Raw genomic sequence first — 20,446 nt, 5'->3', positions numbered from 1 at the left:
GGTTCACGATGCAGGGTTGGCACACAACGTTTTTGGGGATGCGTGGGCTCCCCCGCGATATCAGCGACTTCGAGATGAAGGCATTTTTCACCTTCGATGGTGCCGAGCGCGACGCAATCAATGCACGCCGAGGTGATTCCCACAAGCTTGGTCTGGCGCTCCATATTGGTTTCCTGCGCATGAGTGGGCGTTTGCTCGGTGCCTTTCGGGTAATTCCAGTAGCCTTGTGGCGCCACCTTGGCAACGAGCTTGGCATTGCAGCACCAGAAGTCGCCTCGCTGAGAGCCATGTATGAACGCGGGCGCACGCTATTCGATCACCAACAAGTAGCCTGCACGGTCCTTGGATTCCAGTGGATGAGCGAGCACCAGCGCCGCTCACTGGTACGTGAACTGCGCGACGAAGTGGCGCGCTGCGCCGACCGCGATCAGCTACTCGTGCGGGCGCGTCAATGGCTGTACAAGAACAAGCTGGTGATCGTGCACGAGCGGGCAATTCGGACACTGATTGCGGCGGCACTTGCCCAGCTTGAAGTTGAAACAGGCACCGCCATCGCCGCCAGCGTTGATCCAGCAACACTTGATCGCTGGCGAGCCTCAGTTTCAGAGCTGCGCCCAGATGGACAAACCCAGCAGAGTTGGCTATGGGCTGCACCGGCGAAACACTCAACCCGCCAAATCAGCGAGGTACTGGAGCGCATCGACCTGCTTTACACGCTGGACGTTCATAAGCACCTGGCAGACATCCCCGATCTCATCTTGCGCCGCTACGCGCGCCGACTTGTCTCCAGGCCGCCCTCAGCCGGAGCCAAGATCAAAGAGCCAGCGCGCACCGTGGAGGTCGCATGCTTTCTTCGGTATTGCCTGTTCACCACCACAGACCAGTTGATCCTTATGGTGCAGCGCCGGATCGCCGATCTGTGGCGTCAGGCTGCCGCCGATGTCCCCGCTACCGTCAATTGGGCCGCAATGTACAAAACGCTGCTCGGCGAACTTGTTGCCTTGAGCGCGCAAGGTGCGGTGCCAGATGCTGAGTTGCGTGCCCGTCTTGAAGCCTTGATCACCGAAACCCAGAAACGCAAACCACCGAGCAGGGCCTCCCTGGTCCGCGAGGGATTGATTGATGGAATTCGCCCCGTGCGGTCGTTGCTCGTCGCCATTGCAAAGCTGCCCTGGCAGGCCACCGGCGAGCATCCTGCCATCGAGTACCTTGCCAAGCTGCAAGCTTTATATCTCAAAGGATCCAGAAAGCTGCCAGTTGAAGTGGTGGCACCAAGTCTGGGAATGATCTGGCAGGTTTCGATCTCCAGCCCAGACCGGGAACGGGCGTTTCAGGCGTTGGAGGTGGCCACCCTGTTTGCCCTGCGCCGCGCGGTGCGCAATGGCTCGGTCTGGATTGAGCACAGCCTGAGCTTTCGGGGTCGTGCGCGCTTGTTCTTCACGGACGAGCGTTGGCAGGCAGAGTCCAAGAAACACTATGCCCGTCTATCGTTACCCAGCAAGGCTGCCACTTTCTTGAAGCCTTTGCTGGCCAGAGTAACTGCCGGTGTCGATGCGGTGGCCGCTGCAGCCCGCAGTGGCGTACTGCGCGTGGATGATGAACTCCATTTGTCGCCATTGCCCGCAGAGGACGAAGACCCAGAAGTGACCAAGCTGCGCGCGGCTTTGGATCACCGCATCGGTGAGGTTCAATTGCCGGAAGTGATTCTGGCCGTTGACGCCCAGGTGCGCTTTAGCTGGATCATGCTCGGACGTGAGCCGCGCTCTACCGACGAGCTGCTGATGGTCTATGCCGGCATCATGGCCCACGGCACCAGTCTGACTGCGGTCGAATGCGCGCGCATGATTCCGCAATTGTCTGCCACCAGCATTCGCCAGGCCATGCGCTGGGCGCGGGACGAACGGCGTCTGAGCCAGGCCTGCCAGGCTGTGCTGGAATTCATGCAGCGACACCCGATTGCCGCCACCTGGGGGCGGTCCGATTTGGCATCTTCTGACATGATGACCATGGAGACCACCAAACGGGTGTGGCAAGCCCGGCTTGATCCTCGGCGCAACACACCTTCCATTGGAATCTACTCCCATGTAAAAGACCGGTGGGGCATCTTCCATGCGCAGCCCTTTGTGCTCAATGAGCGCCAGGCGGGCGTGGCCATTGAAGGTGTCATCCGCCAAGAAAAGCTGGAGACCAGCCAGCTTGCTGTGGATACCCATGGCTACACCGACTTTGCCATGTCACATGCCCGTTTGCTTGGTTTTGATCTTTGCCCGCGGTTGAAGGAACTCAAACAGCGCCACCTCTTTGTGCCACGCGGCACCAAAGTGCCCGCAGAAATCGCTGCGGTGTGCGAAGCCAATGTCGACGTCGCTTTGATCGAAAAGCATTGGGATAGTCTGGTGCACCTGGCAGCCTCGGTCATGAGCGGACATGCCAGTGCGGTGGCAGCTCTTGCGCGGTTCGGTTCTGCCGCCCAGGGCGATCCAATCTATGAGGCTGGCGTGCAATTGGGGCGGTTGCTGCGTACGGCGTTTTTGGCTGACTACTTTGTCAAGGACGCTTTCAGGAACGAGTTGCGCCGGGTGCTCAATCGGGGCGAGGCTGTTAACGCCCTCAAGCGCGCCATTTATACCGGCCGGATCAGCCCGGCGCAGGCCAAACGTGTCGATGAAATGCAGGCTGTGGCCGATGCGTTGAGCCTGATGGCCAACATCGTGATGGCGTGGAATACCTCACAGATGCAGGCGGTCCTGGATCGCTGGTCGAACCGCCGCCAGGTCATTCCACCGGAACTGATCGGGAAGATTGCGCCCACCAGGCTGGAGAGCATCAACTTGCGGGGTGTGTTTCGCTTCCCGGTTGACCGCTATGCTGACCAAATCCTGCCTTCGCGGCCAAATGCATCGATAACTGGCACCAATGGATGAAACCGACCACGGTTTGACGCCACGAATCGCAGATTTGAAAGTGAACAGGAAAGTCAATGAAATCAACGATCTACCAACACCACCTCCGCGCCAGTGCTAGCTTTTCGTACCGTCACTTATTGCACTGAAAACGAGGAGACCCCTACCGGGCTAGCGGCCTCAATCTGGTAACGGCTGCCGTCGTGTTGTGGAACACGGTCTATCTGGAACGGGCTGCGCACGCGCTGCGTGGCAACGGCCATGCCGTTGATGACGCGCTGTTGCAGTACCTGTCGCCGCTCGGTTGGGAGCACATCAACCTCACCGGCGATTACCTCTGGCGCAGCAGCGCCAAGATCGGCGCGGGCAAGTTCAGGCCGCTACGACCGCTGCAACCGGCTTAGCGTGCTTTATTTTCCGTTTTCTGAGGCGACCCCTTGAGCAACATTGCGAGACCGAGTTCAATCGAATTCGCGCCACCGCATTTCCGAGGGCGTATTTCGAGAAGGACAACGATGCGCGCAGCGGCAGCAAGGGAGACTACATCTTTCGCGACTCCGATGAAGCTGGCACCGAGATCGTCTCGATCATGTTCGAGATGAAGAACGAGAATGACGAAACTGCCACCAAGAAGAAGAACGAAGACTTCCTGAAGGAGCTCGACAAGGATCGCACCGAGAAGGGCTGTGAGTATGCGGTGCTAGTTTCTCTACTCGAACCGGACAGTGAGTTATATAACACTGGGATCATTGATATGTCCCACCGCCACCCGAAGATGTACATTGTTCGGCCGCAATTTTTCATTCCCATCATCACGCTGCTGCGAAATGCGGCGATGAATTCGCTCAAGTACAAATTGGAACTGGCGCTCGTGAAGGCGCAAAACATCGATATCACGAACTTCGAGACCCAGCTGGATACGTTCAAGACCGCATTCGCGAAAAACTACGACCTCGCCTCCAGGCGATTTCAGACAGCAATCGATGAAATTGACAAGTCGATCGACCACCTACAGAAGACGAAGGAGGCCCTGCTTGGCACCGACAGGAATCTTCGACTTGCGAACGACAAGGCGCAGGACGTGACGATCAAGAAGTTGACTCGGGGTAACCCAACAATGGCTGCGAAGTTCGCCGAACTCAAGGACGGCGGATCTTCTGATGCTGAATGAGTCTGGTCATTCACGTCGGAAGCACGGCCAAGTAGGGATTGTTTGGTGGCACGTCACCGAATACCGATTGCGGCTGAAGAAGCAGGTAGCCGTGTAGCTTGCGCGATTTTCGCGGCCCGGTGACTTCGCAAGTCCAAATATTCAGTCCGCTAGCTTGTTTGCGATGCAGTTGCAGCCGCTCGAAGCGTTTTTGCACCCACCGCCAATCTTGCTGGTTCTCCTGCTTGGCGAATGCGCCTACCTGTGGGTGCTCCTGCGCATAGCGCTGGAAGACGCCTGGGCTGACCAGGTAAGCGGTATCGCTCACCGTATGCACGAGCGCCTTCGCATCGTTGATGATAAGCCGGCGTGATGCGATGCCCTGTTGCAGCCATGTCATGAAGTGCTCGCCGGAGGGCCGCGCCGTTGAGGGCGATGTCGCAGCCGTGGGCATAGACGTCGGTGAAACCGTGACCATCGCTGGCATGGACGCCTCGGGGCGCGTGGCAGGCGTCATGCTCGAAACGACTTCCGCATCTTGCTGGGTGCCGCTCGAATCACCCATGCCAACCATCGTGAGCATGTCCTCCAGCGCGTCGGGCAAGGCCTGGTGGGCCGTGGGCGGCGGAGCCAAGGCAGCGGCGCTGCCGCCTTCCCAAGGTCGGGGCCCCTGGTCTTCCTGGGCGGGCTTCATCACGACCGCAGGCGGGGTAGCTGGCGCACTGGCGTCGTTTTCTGCGAGCGTCGCGTCGATCGCCACCGTACCGGCAAAAGGTGCTGGCCGCTCGCCGGATTCCCAGATCAGCGCCGGCGCCAGTCGCAACAAGGTGAATGAATGGGACCAGCCCGTCGTGCTGATCACGGTCGCGCGCCAGACTGCCTTCCCGTCCGGCGTGGGCTTCAACATGCCGTGATCCTGCAGCACGTTGAACACGGCGGTGTTGTTCGCAGGGATGCCGTCGATGCCCTGGGACAGCAGGTGTGCGCGCAGCTTGTCCGAGACCGTCTTGCTCACCAGCCACAAGCCGTCTTCGGTGAGCCAGCCATCGGAGGCCTCGGGTTGGTTCAGCTTCAGCTCCTCCTTGAGCAGGTAACGCAACCCGTCCAGCAGCTTGCGTTGCAGTGCGTGCTTGGGCGCGACCATGGCGCGGGCAGGATCGCCGCCCAGTTCCAGGGCGACCGAAGCGCGATCGGCCTGCACGACGAGTTCGCCAAGCACCCCAGCGTGTTCGTATTGGCCGGCAAGAACATAAAGCAGCGGTCCCCAGAGCGCGGGGTAGCCGCTGAGCCAGTCCAGGATTTGGCGATCGAGCAGTTGGTGGTGGAGCAATCCCGTCGCGGCGCTGTGCAGGCGGTACTCGCGATCATCGCGGTAGCGGAAGCGGTACGGCTGCTGCAACGGGCCGTGCCAAGGGTGCCAAGTGCTGCCGTCGGCCAGTTCGACATGCAGATCGACGGCGATCTTGCCGATGTCATGCAGCAGCGCAGCGTAGGCGACGGCGGCGGTCCAGGCCTCGGACTGCGCCGCTTGGTCTTCGGGGTTGGCGCCGATAGGTAGCAGATGGGACTGCCGTAGCTTCAGGCTGTAGGCGACGATCTCCAGGCCATGGTCGAGCATGCCGCCGGGGTACGCATGGTGATGGGCCTCCGATGCAGGGAACTGCTGGACCAACTCGGCGTAGCACTCCAGCGGAGCGCGATAGAGGATGGCGAACTGCTTGCGCGACAGCGATGTGCGCTGCCAGATGTGTTCCAGCAGCTTTTGCCGGCGCGGTATCGCCAGTAGGGATGCGGCCGACTCGGGCCGCAGCAGCCCTTTCGGAAGATCAGTGGCTGGCGTTGGCGACGGAGCGGCAGCGACCGAGGCCCGTTTTCGCTGGAACAGGGAGAGCATGAGGGTGTCCTGATGGCGGGCCGACCGGGAGGCCTTTTTGCTTTTTCGAGGTAGGGCCTTTCCCCTTGCACTCCATTCCCTTCCCCTTTCGGCCTTTTGGCCCTTAACAGCCTTTGGGTATAGGGCGCCAGGCGTTGATCGTCCACCACCAATGCGGGTTGCAGCGGGGCCGGATTGATGCGGGAAGGCGGGCTGTTCCCAGCCTACGATGGGCCGATTCTTGGACTCGGGAGGACGCCATGAGGCCCCACCGCATTGACGATGTAAGGAAGTTTCCTTACAATGCAGGCATTGCCTCCAGGAGAACCGCCATGCCTGCCATTCATGAAGTTGCCACGCTGACCTCCAAAGGCCAGATCACGCTACCCAAGTCAATCCGGCAGGCGCTTGGCGCCGATACCGGCAGCAAGCTCGCGTTCGAGCTGCGTGGCAGTGAAGTCGTCGTGACCCGTGCTGATGCCGAGCACGAAGACCCCGCCATTGCCGCGTTCCTGACCCTTCTGGCCCGCGATATTGAGGCTGGCCGGAACATTCGCGGGTTGCCGAAGGATCTGGCTCGCACGATGCTAGAGCATGCGGGCCACAAGGTGAGCCTGGCCGACGATTTCGATGAGGACGTGGAAATTTGATGCAACAGCATGGCTGGACGCTGCTGTTCCACGACAACTTGATCGAGCAGATGATGAAACTGCGCGCAGCTGTGCTGCGTGCGCAAGAGAGCGACCCGGAGCGCTTCGGGTCCAACGCCAACGTCAAGTTCTTCCGGGCCTTGGTCCAGTTGATGCAAGATGTGGTGCCGGGCGATCCAGCCCGCGACGAATATCGTCAGGGCAACACCATGGGGCCGGCTTATCGCCATTGGCGGCGGGCCAAACTTGGAAGACGGTACCGGCTGTTCTTCCGGTACGACTCGAAGGCGAAGGTCATCGTATATGCCTGGGTCAACGACGAGCAGACCTTGCGGTCATCGGGCAGCAAGTCAGATCCATACGCAGTGTTCGAGAAGATGCTCGGGCGGGGAAATCCGCCAGACGACTGGAACGCATTGGTACAGGTAAGCAGGCAGGATTGGAGCAAACTGGAGTAGGCATTCCTCACGTAGCAGGAGACGACCATGAACACGACGACCCGAATCAGCACCTCGGAGCGCCTCGGCCGCACCGTCGGTCGTGGATGGCGCACTTATGTGCGTGGCGAGCGACGGTTGTCGAACTGGCTCGCCTCCAAGGGGGTGCCGGTCGTTGGTGCCGCTATGGGATTGTGGGTGGTCAAGCTGGTCGCACTTGGTGTGCTGCTGTACACCGCGTCTTGGCTGGCGCTGCTGCTGGTGGCCGCGGTGGTGGCTGCATGGGTGGCGCGCAATGCGGGCCTGGACGACGACCCGACCGAGCCGGAATGGCGCAACGGGCCTGCTGGATTCGGTCTGTACACCTACGATGGTTTCCGAATCGATCCGCACATCGAGGACGACGAGTAGCGCTGCTCACTTTTTTGAGATGGCATTGATCGCAATGCCTCCGCCCTTGCCTCCGGCAGCCTTGGCGTCCCCCGTTGCCCCGGCGAGGCCTTGCAGGACATTCCCGGCGCGAACACCCGCCCAAGCCAAGGCCATGATCCAGAACGTGGGCAGCACGATGAACATCGTGCCCATGACGAACATCAGAAGCATGTCGCCGAAGGCATTGTTCAGCCCCACCAACGGGTCGAAGTTGGTGTGCGGCCGGTTCCAGCCGAACCCCCAGCCATAGAGCGCATCCAAGATCGTTGAATCGACCCAGCGTGCGAGCTGGAACCAGAAATCCACGAAGAACAGCGCGAACTGCACGACGCTCACGGTGACGACCGTCTTCAGGTCATAGGTGCCCACGACCAGCACCAGCGGGATGCAGATCACGAGCGCCATCTTGAGCAGCGCGAGCACCATGGGCAGCGCCTGGCGCACCACGTCCATCGCCGGGAACGCGGCGACCGCCCCCACGGCCATCCCGACGTCGCCAGCCGCGCGCGTCACGATGTTCGGCAAGGTCTTGTCGATCTGGCCGCCGTAGTCGGTATAGACCGAACCCTGGTTGAGCTTCTGCTGCCGTGGCGAGGCAATCGCGCGGATCACGGAATCGTCCACCTCGGCACGGCTCAGGAATCCGGCCCAGCCCGCCAGGCGATTCAACAGGCTCGGGTCCACCTGCCCCAGCAGCCGCGCACGCAGGCCGTTGCTGCCGTCGGCCCACCACTGCCTGCAGTTCGGGTAGCCGCCACCGCTGGCCACTTGCGCAAGCCCCGCATCGCGGGTGCTGTCGTAGGGCCAGTCGTCGCGCGGCGTGCTGGAGCGGTAGGTGTCGTAGTAGCCGCTCGTGTCCGTGAAGAAGTGCGAACCGATCCAGGTCACGTCGTGCATCTGCGTCTCATCGAGGTTCGGGCGCTGCATGAACAGCTTGGCGCGCGCCGGCCCGTAGCAGTCGCGCGAGAAATCCGCCACCTCCTGAGCCAGCACCGGATCGTCGATGCGCGTGGCGTCGATCTCCATGCGCATCTGCCGCAGATCGGTGCCGCACGGGATTGCGGCCACCGAGGCCCCCGTGACGGCGCGCGAGAGCGCGTGCATGAAACCCCACCAGACCGGCACCTTGGCACTCTGGTTGTTGATGGTGCTGAAGGACTGCGACCAGCCGGTATCCGTGGGCTGCGGCACGCTGACCTGGCACTGGGCCGAGCGCGAGCTGTCGTACTGGATGGTGTTGAGATCCACGTCGATGAACGGGATGCCCGCAAACATCACCACCACGATGGCGACGAACACCCGGTTCTCGATGCGCGCAGCCGAGAGCACACCCTTGTTGCCTTCGTCGGCTCCCTCCGAGCGGGCCTTCAACCATTCCTGCACGATGATCGCAACGAACGGCAGCGCGAAGACACCGCTGGAGACCAGCACCGCCCAGATGCCGTTATGGACGATCCAGGACACGAGGGTCAGGTAGTACTCCAGGTAGTCGGTCGTGAAAAGCGTCATGGCCCGAATCTCCCTTCAGCCCTGCATCAGCAGGCTGGCTTCCAGCACCACGATGGCGAAGACGCCGGCGATCTCGCTGCGCACCAGGCGGCGCCGTGCCTGCCCATCTGTCCCGTTTTGTTCCTCGCGTGCCAGCAGCCGGCGGCGCATCCAGACCCAGCCATAGGCCGTCGCCCCATACAGGCACAACCGCCACACCAGGAAGTAGCCCGCGGCAGCCACCAGCCACTGCTCCCATCCAGCAACGCTGCCGACGAGGTAGATACCGACGATGTTGGCGCCCACGGCCGCGGCGACGAGCATCACCGCCCACAGCAGTGCCTGCCCCACGCGCCGGCTGAACAGCCAGCGCGGGCGCCACGAGGTCGTGCTCATGGCCGGCTCCCTGGGTTGCCCTTCTGCAACTGGTCGAGGCGGTCGGGCACCGGGTCGCCTTCGTAGATGCCGCGCGAGCCGGCCGCGCGCGTGCCGTGGCGCTGGATGATGGCCATCGGCGAGTTGTTGGCCAGCTCGCGGCGCAGTTCCAGTTCGGTCTTAAGGTTGCGGATCTCCTGGTCGAGCGTGTCGCTTTCGTGGTTCACCGCCGCGACCGCCAGCTGGTTCGCCGCCACGTTGGGTTCCTTCTTGCCGGTCAGCAGCGTGCGCTGGAGCAGCAACGCTTTCTCCAACACCGACGACAGCGCGACCTCCGATGCCAGGCGCCGCGCCAGCAGCTCCTTGTCCGGCTCGTCACGCAGCGCCTCGATCACGCCCCGCGTAATGGGCAGCGAGGTGCTGCCGGCCGCACGCAAGTGCTCGAACGTCGTGTTGCGCGTCCCCGAGACCAGTTCCTGCAGGGCTTCCAGTTTCTCCTCGTACTCCTCCTGGATCAGCGGCGTCAGTCCGACGCCGGGCACCGTCTCGGTCTTGGTGCAGGCATCGCAGGTGCGCTGCACCTGTTCCCCAAGCACCCGTGTCGCCCATTCGGTGGCCTGCTGCGGCGACGTCCAGGTCTGGCAGGACAGGCTTGCGCAACTGGTGGGCGCGATGGAGGACGTGTCAGTCACGCCGCGGCCGTTGACGAGGTTGTAACCCGCGCGGGTCACGTCGCCGACCACCCGGACGGCGGGCTGGCCCGCGCCACCGGCATTGCTGCCGCCGACCCAGGGCACGCCATCGTTGCCACGGCGCGTTTCGGCCTGCTCGATCGCCGACACGGCATCCGTGCTCGACACCGCATCGCGCAACGCCATGCCTTCGGCCATCTGACTCCAGCCCAACTGGCCGCCCGCCGTGTCGGCCATCCTCTCGGCCATGGCGCGGCACGTCAGCTTCGAGCGGTCGAAATCCAGCCGCGCCTGCAGCACGCCGTTGGTCAGCAGGTTGTACAGACCGGGATCGGCGCGCTGGATGATCAGCGCAGGCAGGGATGCCACGGCGCTCGTGGCGCTCTGGATCACGTTGCTCATGATCTGCTGGAAGCCGTTCGTGATGCCGTTGAGCTGGTTGCGCAGCGTGGTCTGGATGCTCATGTCGCCGCAGATGAGATTGCTGTTCCAGCCCACGCCGACCCCGATCGAGCGCATGCCGGCGGCGCGGCCCATGGATACCGCGCTGCCGCCGCCGATCGAGTACATGACTTCATCGCCGATGACGGGGCCGCTGGTCTGGAAGCCAGCCTGCGCCCACGCGAGGCCGCAGCCCAGGGCGAGCGCGCCGGCCAGCACTGTGGGGCGCAGCAGGCGGCATGCCTTGGTGGAGAGGTTCATCAGTTCAGGACGCTTCATCGCCGTACCCTCATTGGAAATCGACGCTGCCGAGGAACACCTGGCCCCGGCGTTCGCAGCACGAATAAGGCCGCCACAGCGCCCAGGCGTAGTCGCCTTGCTGGGCCTGGGTCAGGAAGCCGCTGCGCGGGAAGACCGTGCAGGACGAGGACAGGACGGGCGTGAGTTCCTGCCACTTGCCGGTCGAGGCATCGCCTTCCATCAGCGCGCCGGCAGGCCAGTAGCCGGGCCGCGAGTTCGCGAGCAGCGGCTGGTAGACGTGGATCTGCCCGCGGCGCGTGACGACATCGCCGGCGCGCTGGGCCACCACGGCGCCAGCCTTGTGGTCGTCGGCCTGGTGCAGGAAGCCGCCGCGCGGATACACGTTGCCCCACAGGTTCAGCGTGGTGCGCGCGCCGACCTCGCGCCTGCCCGGAATCAGCGCCTCCGGGTAGGCCATCTCGGGCACGTTGTAGCGCCAGGCCAGCGTGTCCAGGGTGCTGAGCAGGTATGGCATGAACGCCGTACCCGCACCCTCGCAGAAGTAGCCCGACGATGAGACGAACTGGTTGAACACCTCGACGCCGGGGTGGCCGATGACGTCCGCGTTCTTGAACTTGGCGAGATTGTTCTCGTGGTCTTCGTTGGTGGTGCCGTCTCCGCCGGCCTGGGCCGAAGGGTTGGGCGTGCTCATCGGACGAACTTCGACCCAGGGGTTCTCGCCGGTGTTGCTGTAGCTGGAGACGACCGCATCCGGGATGTAGTGGCGAACTTTGATGGACGTGCGCACCGTGCAGCCCGTCCAGGTGCAGTAGAGCCAGTAGCAGATGCCGACGACGCGGTATTCGAGGCAGTCTGGCGATGCCACTGAGCCAACGATGGTTGCGGTGTTGAGGGCGTAGCTGCCCGTGGCGCTGAGCAGCAGCACTGAGGCCACGCCAGCACGCAGGAGGCGCATCCGCTCGAAGGGGCGGGTCATGGCTGCGGCCTCCGGTGTTGCGCAACGCGCGCGACGGCACGGGCCACGTCCGGCTCGCCATAGACCACGTAACGCTGATCCACCACGACTGCCGGAATGCTGGTGACGCCCAGGCTCCAGGCGTCGGCGACGCCCTGGTATGCGGAAGCGATGCGGCGCTGGAGGCCGGCACCGCCGTTGTTCAGGCGGCGCTTGACGATGGCCGTGGCCTGCTCGGGATCGGCGGGCAGCTGTGCGGAAAGCTCGGCTTCGATGCGCTGGCCTTCATCCAGCTCGATCAGCCGCTCTCCACCCATAGTCTTGACCGGGTGGCGGCTGTCGGTGACGACCACCACATCGGCGGCGAAGGTGGCTGGGCTGAAAACGGCCAAGGATGCCGGCAGTGCAACGGCCAGGCCAAGGGTTCGCCAGCCGGATGCGAAGCGGAATAAAGATGCTGGCATGTCGCGTGCCCTGGAAGTTGATCAGAGCCATAGTCGAACGCGAACCCGCTGCCGCCCCAACAAACAATGCGCATCGCGGGCACCCCGCATACCTTTTCGGTGCTGTCGCATGGAAAAAGCGGAGGCCGAAGCCTCCGCTGTGATTACAAAAGACCAGACTCGGCGAACGAGTACGGTGCGCCTTGACCAATCACGAAATGGTCGAGTACCCGCACGTCGATAAGCGCCAAGGCCGTCTTCAACTGCTCGGTCAGCAACCGATCCGCATTGGATGGCTCGGTGGTGCCCGAGGGGTGCTGATGCGCGAAGATGACCGCAGCGGCGTTCAGTTGCAACGCTCGCTGCAGCACGACACGTGGATAAACCGAGGTCGCATTGATCGTTCCATGGAACATCGGCTCCACGGCCAGCACGGCGTGCATGCTGTTCATGAACACGACGACGAATATTTCGTTGGGCTCGGCGACCAGCTTCAAACGAAGGTAGTCCCTGACCGCTGCGGGCCGCTCAAGACGTGGCCCTGCTTTGAAAACCCGCCGCTCCAGCAACACGATGGCTTGCTGAACGATCCAGTCCTCGTTCTGAATAGAAATATCGGAAAGCGACTCCAGGCAGGAGTCATTGATGACGACAGACATGGCGAACCTCCAGGCAGGGAAATCGGAGAGCGCACATGCCCCTGGAGGGCAGGCCCTCCAGGGAATGGAACAACGGAACAAGGTGCATCCATCACCGCTGCTGCGGTGATCGTTCGCGCCCAGGATGCGAGGCGAACGGGTGACGGTCAGCGCAGCGTGCTGCGCCGTAGCCTCAAAGACCGCAGGCTACCTGGGCATGTCGCCGACAACGTCGGCAGGCATTTCGGTGGTCGGTGGAGCGGCGGCATCCTCAGCCACCAGCATGTCCATGGCCGACAGCAGTGCATCGCCTTCGATCGGCCCCTGCAACACGACTGCCTGATCGGTTTGGCGATCCTGCAGACGAATCGAAGGCGTCGCGGTCACGCCGCCCTTGGTGGCTTCCTCGGCCTGAGCGCGAATCACCCTATCCGGTCGCTCGCTGGCCAAACACTGCTCGACGGCTGGGTTGAGGCCGGGATAGCGCAGACCCTCGGGCAAGCCCAAGCCGTCGCTACGTGTGTGCGCATAGATCCATTCAATGGCCTGCCAGAACGCAGCATGCCCGCCACTTTCGGCGGCGCACTCGGCCAGGCGTGCCTCGGCGGAGGCGGCCGGTTCGTGCGCGGCCAGCGGCTGGTGGTGCCATTGCAGAGCTACGTCCGCGTTGGCACCCACCCAGCGCTTGAGCTGCGGGAAGTACGCTCGGCAGAACGGACATTCGAGGTCGGCATAGAGCGTCAGCGTGAAACGGCCCTGCGCGTTGCCCATCTGCCAGGGAGGCCCGGCCACCTGCGCGGTGCTGACCTGCGCGGGAGCCTGCAACGCGGGTTCACTGGGTGCGCGGGACACGAGCCAGATCAACAGCAGTGTGATCAGTCCAATCGCCACGAACCAGGGCCAGCGCCGATGGCGGAGCGCCTGTACCGGCATAGGAATGGAAGGACGTTTCGGTTTCACGGCATTCTCCGGCTGCTATTGCGGCAGGCCCAAGGCTGGCGACTCGATGCCACGCGCCTGGTCGATCTTCTCGGCCACCTTGAAGGCCGCGTCGAGTTCACTGATGCCGTGTTGCTGCATGAGCTGGTAACGCTCGGCTTTTTCCTCGGGTTCGGTCTGCGCGAGCGCGAGATAGAGGCTCGGTGGCACGGCCCGAAACAGCACTTCAAGGCTCTTGGAGAGGATGACGCCCTCGGTGAACTTCCCTGCTTCCTTGCGCGCGGAAAGCATCAGCGCCTTCTGCGCAGGCGAGAGTTCGCGGAACCGCGCGATCTTCTCCACCTCATCGGGCGGCATCGACAGGCAGATCCACCACTCGATCATGTTGAGCATGGGCTCTGCAGCGCGCGGCAAGTCGTCGATGTTTTGTGTGGCGAGCCAGAACCAGGCCCCCAGCTTGCGCCACATCTTGGTGATCTTCACCACGTAGGGGGCGAGCAGCGGGTTCTTGGTGATGATGTGTCCTTCGTCGGTGACGTTGATGATCGGGCGGCCCAGGTACTGATCGCGCTCGGCAATGTTGTTCACCGTGCTGATCAGGCTGATGTAGGCAATGGAGAGCTGCGCGTTGTAGCCCTCGCGGGCATAGGTCGCCAGATCGACCAGGGTGATGTCGGCTTCGGGCCACGGCGAACCGTCGCGGTCGAACATTTCGCCGTCCGTGCCTTGACAGAACATGTCCATGGCATCTGCCATCTCCAGCAGCCGCACGCGCCGCATCTCTGGCAGCGTTGGGTCCTGGCCGCGCTCGCGCAGCGCGTTGCGCACGTCGCGCGTGAGCACCGTGCGCTTCTCGGCCACGCAATGCTCGGCGGCGTCGAGGATGCACTGGCGGATGAGCGAGCGATCGGCCCGCGTCATCCGGGCCTCTTCTTTATCCTCGCCGCCGGTGATCATCAGCCGTGCGGTGATTTCCAACTCGCCGAGTACGTCGCGCTGCTCGTCCGCTTCCATGGCCGATGCATCGGGTGGCATGTCCTCGTCCAGCACATCGGCATCCAGCGTCTGCACGTCGCTCGGCGTTTCGATCAGCCGACGCGCGTCGGCGAACGGCGCCAGGCTGATGCCCGAGCCGGGGGCCAGCTTGACCCGGTTCACAGTCAGGCCCAGGCGCTTGGCGAAATCGCTGAACAAGCCGAAGCTGTTGCCGGCTTCCACGATGAAGAGGCGCGGCCGGTAGATGGCCGTGACCTGGTTCAAGAGGTTGTTGAGCGTTGCGCTTTTGCCGGAGCCGGTGGGGCCGAACAGGAACAGGTGCGCGTTCATCTGCCGATCCAGGCGGTTGAGCGGGTCAAAGGTGATCGGCCCGCCGCCTCGATTGAAGAACGTATTGCCCGGATGGCCCGTGCCCTGGCTGCGGCCCCAGGCCGGTGAGAGGTTCGCCACGTGCTGGGCGAACATCAGTTGGGTGAACCAGTTCCGTCGATCCTGGCTCGGGTTGTAGCAGCACGGCAGCCAGCGCAGATAACTGTTCAAAGGCGCGACTTCATCGTCCTCGCGCACGGGCTGCAAACCGGCGTTAAGCATCACGTTCGCCAGATCAAGGCCGCGCCGGTCCAGTTCGGCTTCATCCCGGCCGCGCAAATAGAACGCCAGTGTTCCCCGGTACAGCTTGTGCGCGCTGCCGATCAGCGAGCGGGCCTCCTGCACATCCTTGAGCGTCTGCTCCGATGCCAGTGTTTCGCCGACTGCCTTCTTCGCCAGGTGGTTCAGGTGCGATTCGAGGATGTCCTGGGGTGTCGCCACCATGGTCAGACACATCGTCGTGTCCTCGGGCATCTGATCGAACAGCGTATTGATCGCATCGCCTTTGCGGGTTTCGCCAGTCAAATGCCCCGTGCCGGGCGGCATGCGCAGCCGGTCAGTGACCAGCACACGATGCGGCATGCCGTCGAAGTGCCAGGTGCCGTGATCCGCGTCCGAGCGTGGCTGGCTGAAGAAAAGCCGCTGGCTGAAATCCCGCCCGCTCGCCAGCTCGATCTCGCCGTCTTCTGTCTCGTCGGGGTAGCGTGCCAGCGCATAGAAGCGTTCGCGGTCCTCGATCCCAGGGCCGAGCAGCGTGGGACGCGGGTTGAACCACCGCAGCAGCCAGTCATGGACGTCGGCCGCGGCCATGCGCCGGGCCTGGATGCCGGCGTTCGCCAGCCCGCCACACAAGCGATCGCAGACGATGTTCAGCATCTGCTCGGGCGTCTGGCCGCGGCGGTTCGCCTGCCCGGTGGCCCGGCGATAGACGACCATGCGCACGCGCCGCGTCTGGCCGCGCCAGCGCAGCCGTGTGACCACCGTGTCCTCGAACAGCCCGCCGGGCTTCGCTACCGCGCGCAGGTGGTGTCCGAAGAAGCGAAGGTAGAACTCGGTGAAAGCCGTATTGCGGGCGCGCGGCTGCACGTAGTCGCGCAGGGTCTGCATGTACTGGTCGAAGCTGGGTTCGTCCTGGGCGTAGAGCTGGAGTACCCAGGGGTTCTCGTCCAGTTCATCGAACGAGTCCTGGAGCGCGTTCTCCAAGGCGTCGCGGGCATGCGCGAGCCAGCCGGGTTCCCGGCCCTCGGTGCCCAGCGGCACCAGCTCGTAGAACGCCGCGACCGATTGCCCGTCTTCCAGCAGCATCGACTTCGACTGGGGCAGGAACTCCACCCAGGGCAGGAATTCCGCGAACGACGGCGCAACGTCGTACAGCGCCTGCTCGTCGGCCACGGTCGCCGGCCTGTGGCCATGGACCGCCGTGCCGGGTTCGGGGATGCCGGCCTGACGCAGGGCCTCGACGTGGCGCTGCCAGCCGTCCGGCTGCTCGTCATCGTCTGCGTCGGATGCAGTCAGCTTCGGCCAGGGGAGTTTCCAGCGCATCAGTAGTCCTCCACGCGCTCGCCGGGCATGGCGTACTGCACGCGCTGGTACAAGGGAAAAACCGTCGTATAGCCCGGCACGGGCACCGGGTCCGTGCCTGCCAGGTGCGGGTACACGTACATCACCAGGTCGGGATTCGGCAGGCGCTGGAACTGGCGATAGACCTCGTTGCGCGCTGTGCGCGTGTAGCGCATCTGCTCGGCGGGCGCGGCCTGTACATCCATCTCGGTCAGCGGCCGGCGCAGGCTCTGGCGCGCGTCGAGCAATTGCCTGCGTGCCACCTGGCCGGCGCCACCGCCGCCGTCACCGGCGTTCTGCTGCCAGATGTCCATCATCGTGCTGTCGCCGTGGGGCAGCAGCTTTTCCTTGCTGGTGGCGCAGCCGCCGAGCACCGCGACGGCAAGGGCCAGCGCCAGGCCCTTATTCAAGTTCGAGAGCATGGCTTTCTCCTGCACGGTGATCGACCTTGCGACCTTCGGGATCGAAATCGATGGCGAGCGGCTTTTCGAGGTGGACGGCGACCTTTGCGCCGGGTTGGACATAGACGGCGGCGAAGGCCTGGCCGTACAACTTGTTCACCCAATCGGCCATGTCCCGAACGCCGCCGGCCAGGATGCGGCCCACGGCTTCGTTGCCCGAGATGCCGACGCTTCCGATGGAGCCATCGGCGCCCACGTAGGACATCTGACCGCTGTCGCTGTCGATGAGCGAGGCGACGCCGGCACCCGCCGCGGTGATCAGCGCCTGTGAGCCGAGGTACTGCTGGGCGTTGCTGCGCCGCTCTCCGCTGACGCAGGGAATGCCATAGGGGTCGCTGATCCAGCCCAGGCCGTCGCGCTGCTGGTTGTTCTGCTGGTTGCCCTCGCGGTCTTCGGGAATCGTCCGAATGGTCCCGTCATGGAACACAAAGGTGATGCTGCGCACCTGGCCGCGCACGCAAGAGAGCGTCCAGTCACCCGAGGCCGTGCCGGAAAACACGGCGCCCGCCACGTCGGGAATGTCAATTCCGTTTGCCGTGAGGTTGTCGGGACCGACCAGGACTTTGAACGGATACGGATCGTTGACCGTACCGTCGATCGGCACGCGGCCGATCAGCGCCGTCATTGCCACCGATCCCATCAGCGTCGAGTTGGTCGGCACCGTATAGACCGGCTTGGCGCTCTTGACGCCTGCGGCGCGGGCGCCCGCGTTCGCCACGGTTTGTGCCGTGGTTTCCAGCGTGCTCTGCGCGGGGCCGAAGCTCGTCGGAAAGCTCATGCCGCCACCCGTGCCACGACTGCCGTTACGCCCATCAGTGGGCTTCGCGTCGTCCGGCTCGACCCAGCGCACGCCGCCTTCCATGCCTGCCTCGTCGCCGTTACGCAGCCCCAGGCCCACGGGTAGATCGGCGTGGCCGCCGCCGCGCCCGCCGATGCCTTCCAGGCGCCGCTGCAGGTCGGCGAGCAGTCCCTCGGTCTGCTGGCGCTCGCTGGCTGCCTGCTGCTGGTCGCGGCGCAGGTTGGAGCGCTCGGTCTCCAGCGCCGAATTGATGCGCTGGTCGATGGCGTTCTCGCGCTGGCGCAGGCGCTGGTTCTCTTCGCGCTGAGACTTGTTGTCCAAGAGCGTGGTCTGAAGCTCGGTGCGCAATTGCTTCACCTGCGCCACCAGGGTCGCCACGGTATCGCGGGGGGTATCGCCCTCGATGCCCAGCGCCTTCATCTCCTCGGGCGTGAGCTGGGCGCCGGCATCGGCTGCGGGCTGTGTCGACGTGCTCCCACCGGAGAACAGCCGGATGGCGACGAACAGCACCAACAGGGCCACGGGGATCATCAGCCACTTCAGGAGTCCGTTACTGCGCATGGCGAGTCTCCTTGCCATCCGCGGCCTCGTTGTCCCGTGTCTCGATTTGCGGCTGCGGCAGATGCGCAGCCGGGTCGAAGCGGTGGATAGCGGGCAGCAGCGACTGCGCGAGGCCACGCCCGCGCGTCACCAGGTACAGAACGGTGGTGTCCTCGGGCGTTCCGCGTGGACCCAGCGCCTCGTGCTGGAAGCTGGCCGTGAGGAAATCGCCTTGCAGCACACGCGGGTCGAGGGTGATCCAGCCGCTGCTGCCGTTGGTGAGACGCACGGCGGTGACCCACTGGTCTTCCAGCCGCCACGACGCGAGCGCGACCGCGCGCACCGGCAGCGTCGGCATCAGCGTGGTCAGGTCCATGTCGCGGCGCAGATTGACCCGCATGACACCCGGCAGCGCCTCGACCGTACGCAGCGGCGCATAGAGGTTCTGCGCGGCGAAGCGCGTCAGCGCGACCGAGACCGGGGTTTCGCGCCGCGCCGTCCGCGCGCCTGCCTGATTCTGGGTGTGCGCCGGGGGCGCGTCGGCACCCTCCGGCTGATCGCCATAGCGCGCCGGGGTGCTGTTGCCCTCGACGATGCGCACCGGCTCCAGCTCGGCTTCGCCGTCCTTGGCCGGCTCGGCGGCGATGTCCAGCAGGATCAATGCGCCCGTGTCGGCGTCCTGCAGTTGCAGCCGTGTTGGTTCGATCGGCGCACTGGCGCGCAGGTACACCGCACCGCCCGCGCTCTGCACGCGCAGACGTTCGCCCACGCCGGCAGGCACGCCCACGCGGACGTTCCTGTCGATGAACACGATGCGCTCCTGGCCGACACGCAACGGCACGGCCAGCGGCAGACGTTCCCAGCGCAGGATCTCCACCGCATGGGCGACAGGTGCTGCGACTACGACCAGCAGCCCCAGCAGTGCGAGTACAGGATGCTTCATGGGGTTTCTCCTTGGGGCGCTTGCGGAGCCAAACCACCGGGCGCCGGGCGCGTCGGCTCCGGGGCGCCGATGCGCTGCGGCGCCCCTTCGTAGCAGTCGAGTACCAGGCCGAACGGGTTGCGGGCGGGATCGATGTCCACGCGCGTGACCTTGATGGGGTAGCGCACCAGGGCGCGCTTGACCTGTTCCGCGCCGTAGTACTCGTCGGCGCTGATGTCCAGTGTCACCACCCAGTCGCGGTCGGAGACCACGCGCACGCGCGTCGTAGGGTCGTCGCCGTAGCCACGGCCCGGGATTTCGTAGATGCCGCGCACGCGCTGGCGCAACTCACCCGTGCTGCGGCGGTAGTCGTAGTCGGCTCGCAGGAAAGCCTGGCAGGACGGCGTGAGATACGGCGAGAGTGTGTGAAGGTTGCGTGCGTAGTCCTCTTCGCCATTCGTGGGCCAACGGTGGAGGGTCTGAAACACGTAGAACGTGAACGCATAGACCGATTCGGGCGGCACTTCCCACCACTTGCGGGTACTGCCGGAGCGCAGATCAGGCGGGACGTGGATGGTCAGGTCGCGCGGAGCGCTCCACCAGCCGCCGCCCATCACCAGGGCGACGATGACCAGCGCGCCAGCACCCAGGCGAAGCGTCTTGATGTGCGCCTGCAGATGGGTGATCTCGTTCTTGAAGCGGCTCATCGTGCCCCCCTTGCAGCAGACCTTCGGGTGGTCCAGAAGCCGGAGCGTGAGATCAGCACATGGCCGCCCACCCAGCCCGCCACCAGCGGATAGCGCGTGGCGATGCGCCACTGGAGTTGCCGATACAGCCAGGTGTCGGGACGCCCACGCTTGAGGCGACGCAGGATGCCGCCCCCGATGAACACGCCGAAGGCCACGCCCAGCACGACGAACGTGGGCGCGAGCGCGATCGTGCGGAACACCCAGGACAGCGGCGCACCGACCAGCAGGCCGGCGGCACCGGACAGGCCGCAGCAGATCCACAGCTCGTCGGCGGTGAGGCCGCGCACGACAACGGGATGGCGGTTGAGCCGGTGCGGAAGGAACGTGACCGTCCCGTCAGCACGGACGTGCTGCTGCTCGGACATACCGGCCT

General features: G+C 64.2%; 19 protein-coding genes and 1 pseudogene. 6 read left to right on the top strand and 14 right to left on the bottom strand.

Annotation, left to right across the window (positions count from 1 at the left end; all coding sequences use genetic code 11):
* Positions 1-8: 8 nt before the first annotated feature.
* The 3 genes and pseudogenes from LU682_RS24130 (at position 9) to LU682_RS24120 (ending at position 4,074) form a co-directional block, all read left to right on the top strand.
* Positions 9-2,924 (top strand): Tn3-like element IS1071 family transposase, encoded by a 2,916-nt coding sequence (locus LU682_RS24130; RefSeq protein WP_003158660.1) that lies wholly within the window; start codon positions 9-11, stop codon positions 2,922-2,924.
* Between the two features lie 143 nt (positions 2,925-3,067).
* Positions 3,068-3,307: pseudogene (locus LU682_RS24125) on the top strand (Tn3 family transposase); the annotation flags it as partial.
* Positions 3,208-4,074 carry a DUF2130 domain-containing protein gene (locus tag LU682_RS24120; protein WP_023465076.1) on the top strand — a complete coding sequence of 289 codons (867 nt, stop codon included), beginning with the start codon at positions 3,208-3,210 and terminating at the stop codon, positions 4,072-4,074. The pseudogene LU682_RS24125 and the gene LU682_RS24120, both read left to right, overlap by 100 nt.
* A gap of 10 nt (positions 4,075-4,084) precedes the next feature.
* On the opposite strand, the gene mobH is transcribed toward LU682_RS24120, so the two are convergent.
* The gene (gene mobH / locus LU682_RS24115; protein WP_003158656.1) at positions 4,085-5,947 is read right to left on the bottom strand and encodes a MobH family relaxase; all 1,863 of its coding nucleotides are present in this window, start codon (positions 5,945-5,947) and stop codon (positions 4,085-4,087) included.
* 311 nt (positions 5,948-6,258) lie between these two features.
* Between mobH and LU682_RS24110 the strand changes: the two genes are divergently transcribed.
* The 3 genes from LU682_RS24110 to LU682_RS24100 are packed head-to-tail and all read left to right on the top strand — an operon-like array spanning position 6,259 to position 7,424.
* On the top strand, positions 6,259-6,576 hold the full coding sequence (locus LU682_RS24110) for a type II toxin-antitoxin system PrlF family antitoxin (protein WP_003158655.1): 318 nt from the start codon (positions 6,259-6,261) through the stop codon (positions 6,574-6,576).
* Positions 6,576-7,034 carry a type II toxin-antitoxin system YhaV family toxin gene (locus LU682_RS24105; protein ID WP_003158654.1) on the top strand — a complete coding sequence of 153 codons (459 nt, stop codon included), beginning with the start codon at positions 6,576-6,578 and terminating at the stop codon, positions 7,032-7,034. The genes LU682_RS24110 and LU682_RS24105 overlap by 1 nt, the downstream gene beginning before the upstream one ends.
* 27 nt (positions 7,035-7,061) lie before the next feature.
* Positions 7,062-7,424, top strand: coding sequence for a DUF3742 family protein (locus LU682_RS24100; protein ID WP_003158653.1), 363 nt, complete (start codon positions 7,062-7,064; stop codon positions 7,422-7,424).
* 6 nt (positions 7,425-7,430) lie between these two features.
* Here the strand turns inward: LU682_RS24100 and LU682_RS24095 are convergent, their stop codons facing one another.
* The 13 genes from LU682_RS24095 to LU682_RS24035 form a co-directional block, all read right to left on the bottom strand.
* Entirely contained in the window at positions 7,431-8,954 is a 1,524-nt protein-coding gene (locus LU682_RS24095; RefSeq protein WP_003158652.1) for a conjugal transfer protein TraG N-terminal domain-containing protein, read from the bottom strand.
* A 15-nt stretch (positions 8,955-8,969) separates the two neighbouring features.
* Positions 8,970-9,329: a hypothetical protein gene (locus LU682_RS24090; RefSeq protein ID WP_003158651.1), complete on the bottom strand. Its 360-nt coding sequence runs from the start codon at positions 9,327-9,329 to the stop codon at positions 8,970-8,972.
* A complete protein-coding gene (locus tag LU682_RS24085) occupies positions 9,326-10,720 on the bottom strand; it encodes an integrating conjugative element protein (RefSeq protein WP_003158650.1) in 1,395 nt (464 codons plus the stop codon). Before LU682_RS24085 ends, LU682_RS24090 begins: the two co-directional genes overlap by 4 nt.
* 10 nt (positions 10,721-10,730) lie before the next feature.
* Positions 10,731-11,678, bottom strand: a complete 948-nt coding sequence (locus LU682_RS24080; protein WP_003158649.1) for a TIGR03756 family integrating conjugative element protein — start codon at positions 11,676-11,678, stop codon at positions 10,731-10,733.
* Positions 11,675-12,121: a TIGR03757 family integrating conjugative element protein gene (locus LU682_RS24075; RefSeq protein ID WP_003158648.1), complete on the bottom strand. Its 447-nt coding sequence runs from the start codon at positions 12,119-12,121 to the stop codon at positions 11,675-11,677. Before LU682_RS24075 ends, LU682_RS24080 begins: the two co-directional genes overlap by 4 nt.
* A 143-nt stretch (positions 12,122-12,264) precedes the next feature.
* Positions 12,265-12,759, bottom strand: coding sequence for a RadC family protein (gene radC, locus LU682_RS24070; RefSeq protein WP_003158647.1), 495 nt, complete (start codon positions 12,757-12,759; stop codon positions 12,265-12,267).
* Positions 12,760-12,945: 186 nt separating this feature from the next.
* Complete coding sequence (locus LU682_RS24065) at positions 12,946-13,698, bottom strand: DsbA family protein (RefSeq protein WP_031299380.1); 753 nt, start codon at positions 13,696-13,698, stop codon at positions 12,946-12,948.
* 15 nt (positions 13,699-13,713) lie between these two features.
* Positions 13,714-16,584 (bottom strand): conjugative transfer ATPase, encoded by a 2,871-nt coding sequence (locus LU682_RS24060; RefSeq protein ID WP_003158645.1) that lies wholly within the window; start codon positions 16,582-16,584, stop codon positions 13,714-13,716.
* Entirely contained in the window at positions 16,584-17,024 is a 441-nt protein-coding gene (locus tag LU682_RS24055) for a TIGR03751 family conjugal transfer lipoprotein (protein WP_003158644.1), read from the bottom strand. Before LU682_RS24055 ends, LU682_RS24060 begins: the two co-directional genes overlap by 1 nt.
* Entirely contained in the window at positions 17,005-18,423 is a 1,419-nt protein-coding gene (locus LU682_RS24050; RefSeq protein ID WP_003158643.1) for a TIGR03752 family integrating conjugative element protein, read from the bottom strand. The genes LU682_RS24055 and LU682_RS24050 overlap by 20 nt, the downstream gene beginning before the upstream one ends.
* The gene (locus tag LU682_RS24045) at positions 18,413-19,345 is read right to left on the bottom strand and encodes a TIGR03749 family integrating conjugative element protein (RefSeq protein WP_003158641.1); all 933 of its coding nucleotides are present in this window, start codon (positions 19,343-19,345) and stop codon (positions 18,413-18,415) included. Before LU682_RS24045 ends, LU682_RS24050 begins: the two co-directional genes overlap by 11 nt.
* A complete protein-coding gene (locus LU682_RS24040; protein ID WP_003158640.1) occupies positions 19,342-20,031 on the bottom strand; it encodes a PFL_4703 family integrating conjugative element protein in 690 nt (229 codons plus the stop codon). Before LU682_RS24040 ends, LU682_RS24045 begins: the two co-directional genes overlap by 4 nt.
* A complete protein-coding gene (locus LU682_RS24035) occupies positions 20,028-20,438 on the bottom strand; it encodes a TIGR03750 family conjugal transfer protein (RefSeq protein WP_003158639.1) in 411 nt (136 codons plus the stop codon). The genes LU682_RS24040 and LU682_RS24035 overlap by 4 nt, the downstream gene beginning before the upstream one ends.
* Between the last annotated feature and the right edge of the window lie 8 nt (positions 20,439-20,446).

Origin of the sequence: Pseudomonas alloputida, from assembly GCF_021283545.2 — a bacterium.
In the GTDB taxonomy this organism is placed as follows: Bacteria; Pseudomonadota; Gammaproteobacteria; order Pseudomonadales; family Pseudomonadaceae; genus Aquipseudomonas; species Aquipseudomonas alloputida.
The sequence above is the reverse complement of the archived record's forward strand: the minus strand, read 5'-3'. Positions and strand labels throughout refer to the sequence as shown.

Coding starts and splice junctions, on each gene's coding strand:
- mobH (WP_003158656.1), bottom strand. CDS start 5,947: ATGCTCTCCCTGTTCCAGCGAAAACGGGCCTCGGTCGCTGCCGCTCCG.
- LU682_RS24035 (WP_003158639.1), bottom strand. CDS start 20,438: ATGTCCGAGCAGCAGCACGTCCGTGCTGACGGGACGGTCACGTTCCTT.
- LU682_RS24040 (WP_003158640.1), bottom strand. CDS start 20,031: ATGAGCCGCTTCAAGAACGAGATCACCCATCTGCAGGCGCACATCAAG.
- LU682_RS24105 (WP_003158654.1), top strand. CDS start 6,576: ATGCAACAGCATGGCTGGACGCTGCTGTTCCACGACAACTTGATCGAG.
- LU682_RS24090 (WP_003158651.1), bottom strand. CDS start 9,329: ATGAGCACGACCTCGTGGCGCCCGCGCTGGCTGTTCAGCCGGCGCGTG.
- LU682_RS24095 (WP_003158652.1), bottom strand. CDS start 8,954: ATGACGCTTTTCACGACCGACTACCTGGAGTACTACCTGACCCTCGTG.
- LU682_RS24130 (WP_003158660.1), top strand. CDS start 9: ATGCAGGGTTGGCACACAACGTTTTTGGGGATGCGTGGGCTCCCCCGC.
- LU682_RS24050 (WP_003158643.1), bottom strand. CDS start 18,423: ATGCGCAGTAACGGACTCCTGAAGTGGCTGATGATCCCCGTGGCCCTG.
- LU682_RS24075 (WP_003158648.1), bottom strand. CDS start 12,121: ATGCCAGCATCTTTATTCCGCTTCGCATCCGGCTGGCGAACCCTTGGC.
- radC (WP_003158647.1), bottom strand. CDS start 12,759: ATGTCTGTCGTCATCAATGACTCCTGCCTGGAGTCGCTTTCCGATATT.
- LU682_RS24080 (WP_003158649.1), bottom strand. CDS start 11,678: ATGACCCGCCCCTTCGAGCGGATGCGCCTCCTGCGTGCTGGCGTGGCC.
- LU682_RS24055 (WP_003158644.1), bottom strand. CDS start 17,024: ATGCTCTCGAACTTGAATAAGGGCCTGGCGCTGGCCCTTGCCGTCGCG.
- LU682_RS24100 (WP_003158653.1), top strand. CDS start 7,062: ATGAACACGACGACCCGAATCAGCACCTCGGAGCGCCTCGGCCGCACC.
- LU682_RS24060 (WP_003158645.1), bottom strand. CDS start 16,584: ATGCGCTGGAAACTCCCCTGGCCGAAGCTGACTGCATCCGACGCAGAC.
- LU682_RS24085 (WP_003158650.1), bottom strand. CDS start 10,720: ATGAAGCGTCCTGAACTGATGAACCTCTCCACCAAGGCATGCCGCCTG.
- LU682_RS24110 (WP_003158655.1), top strand. CDS start 6,259: ATGCCTGCCATTCATGAAGTTGCCACGCTGACCTCCAAAGGCCAGATC.
- LU682_RS24045 (WP_003158641.1), bottom strand. CDS start 19,345: ATGAAGCATCCTGTACTCGCACTGCTGGGGCTGCTGGTCGTAGTCGCA.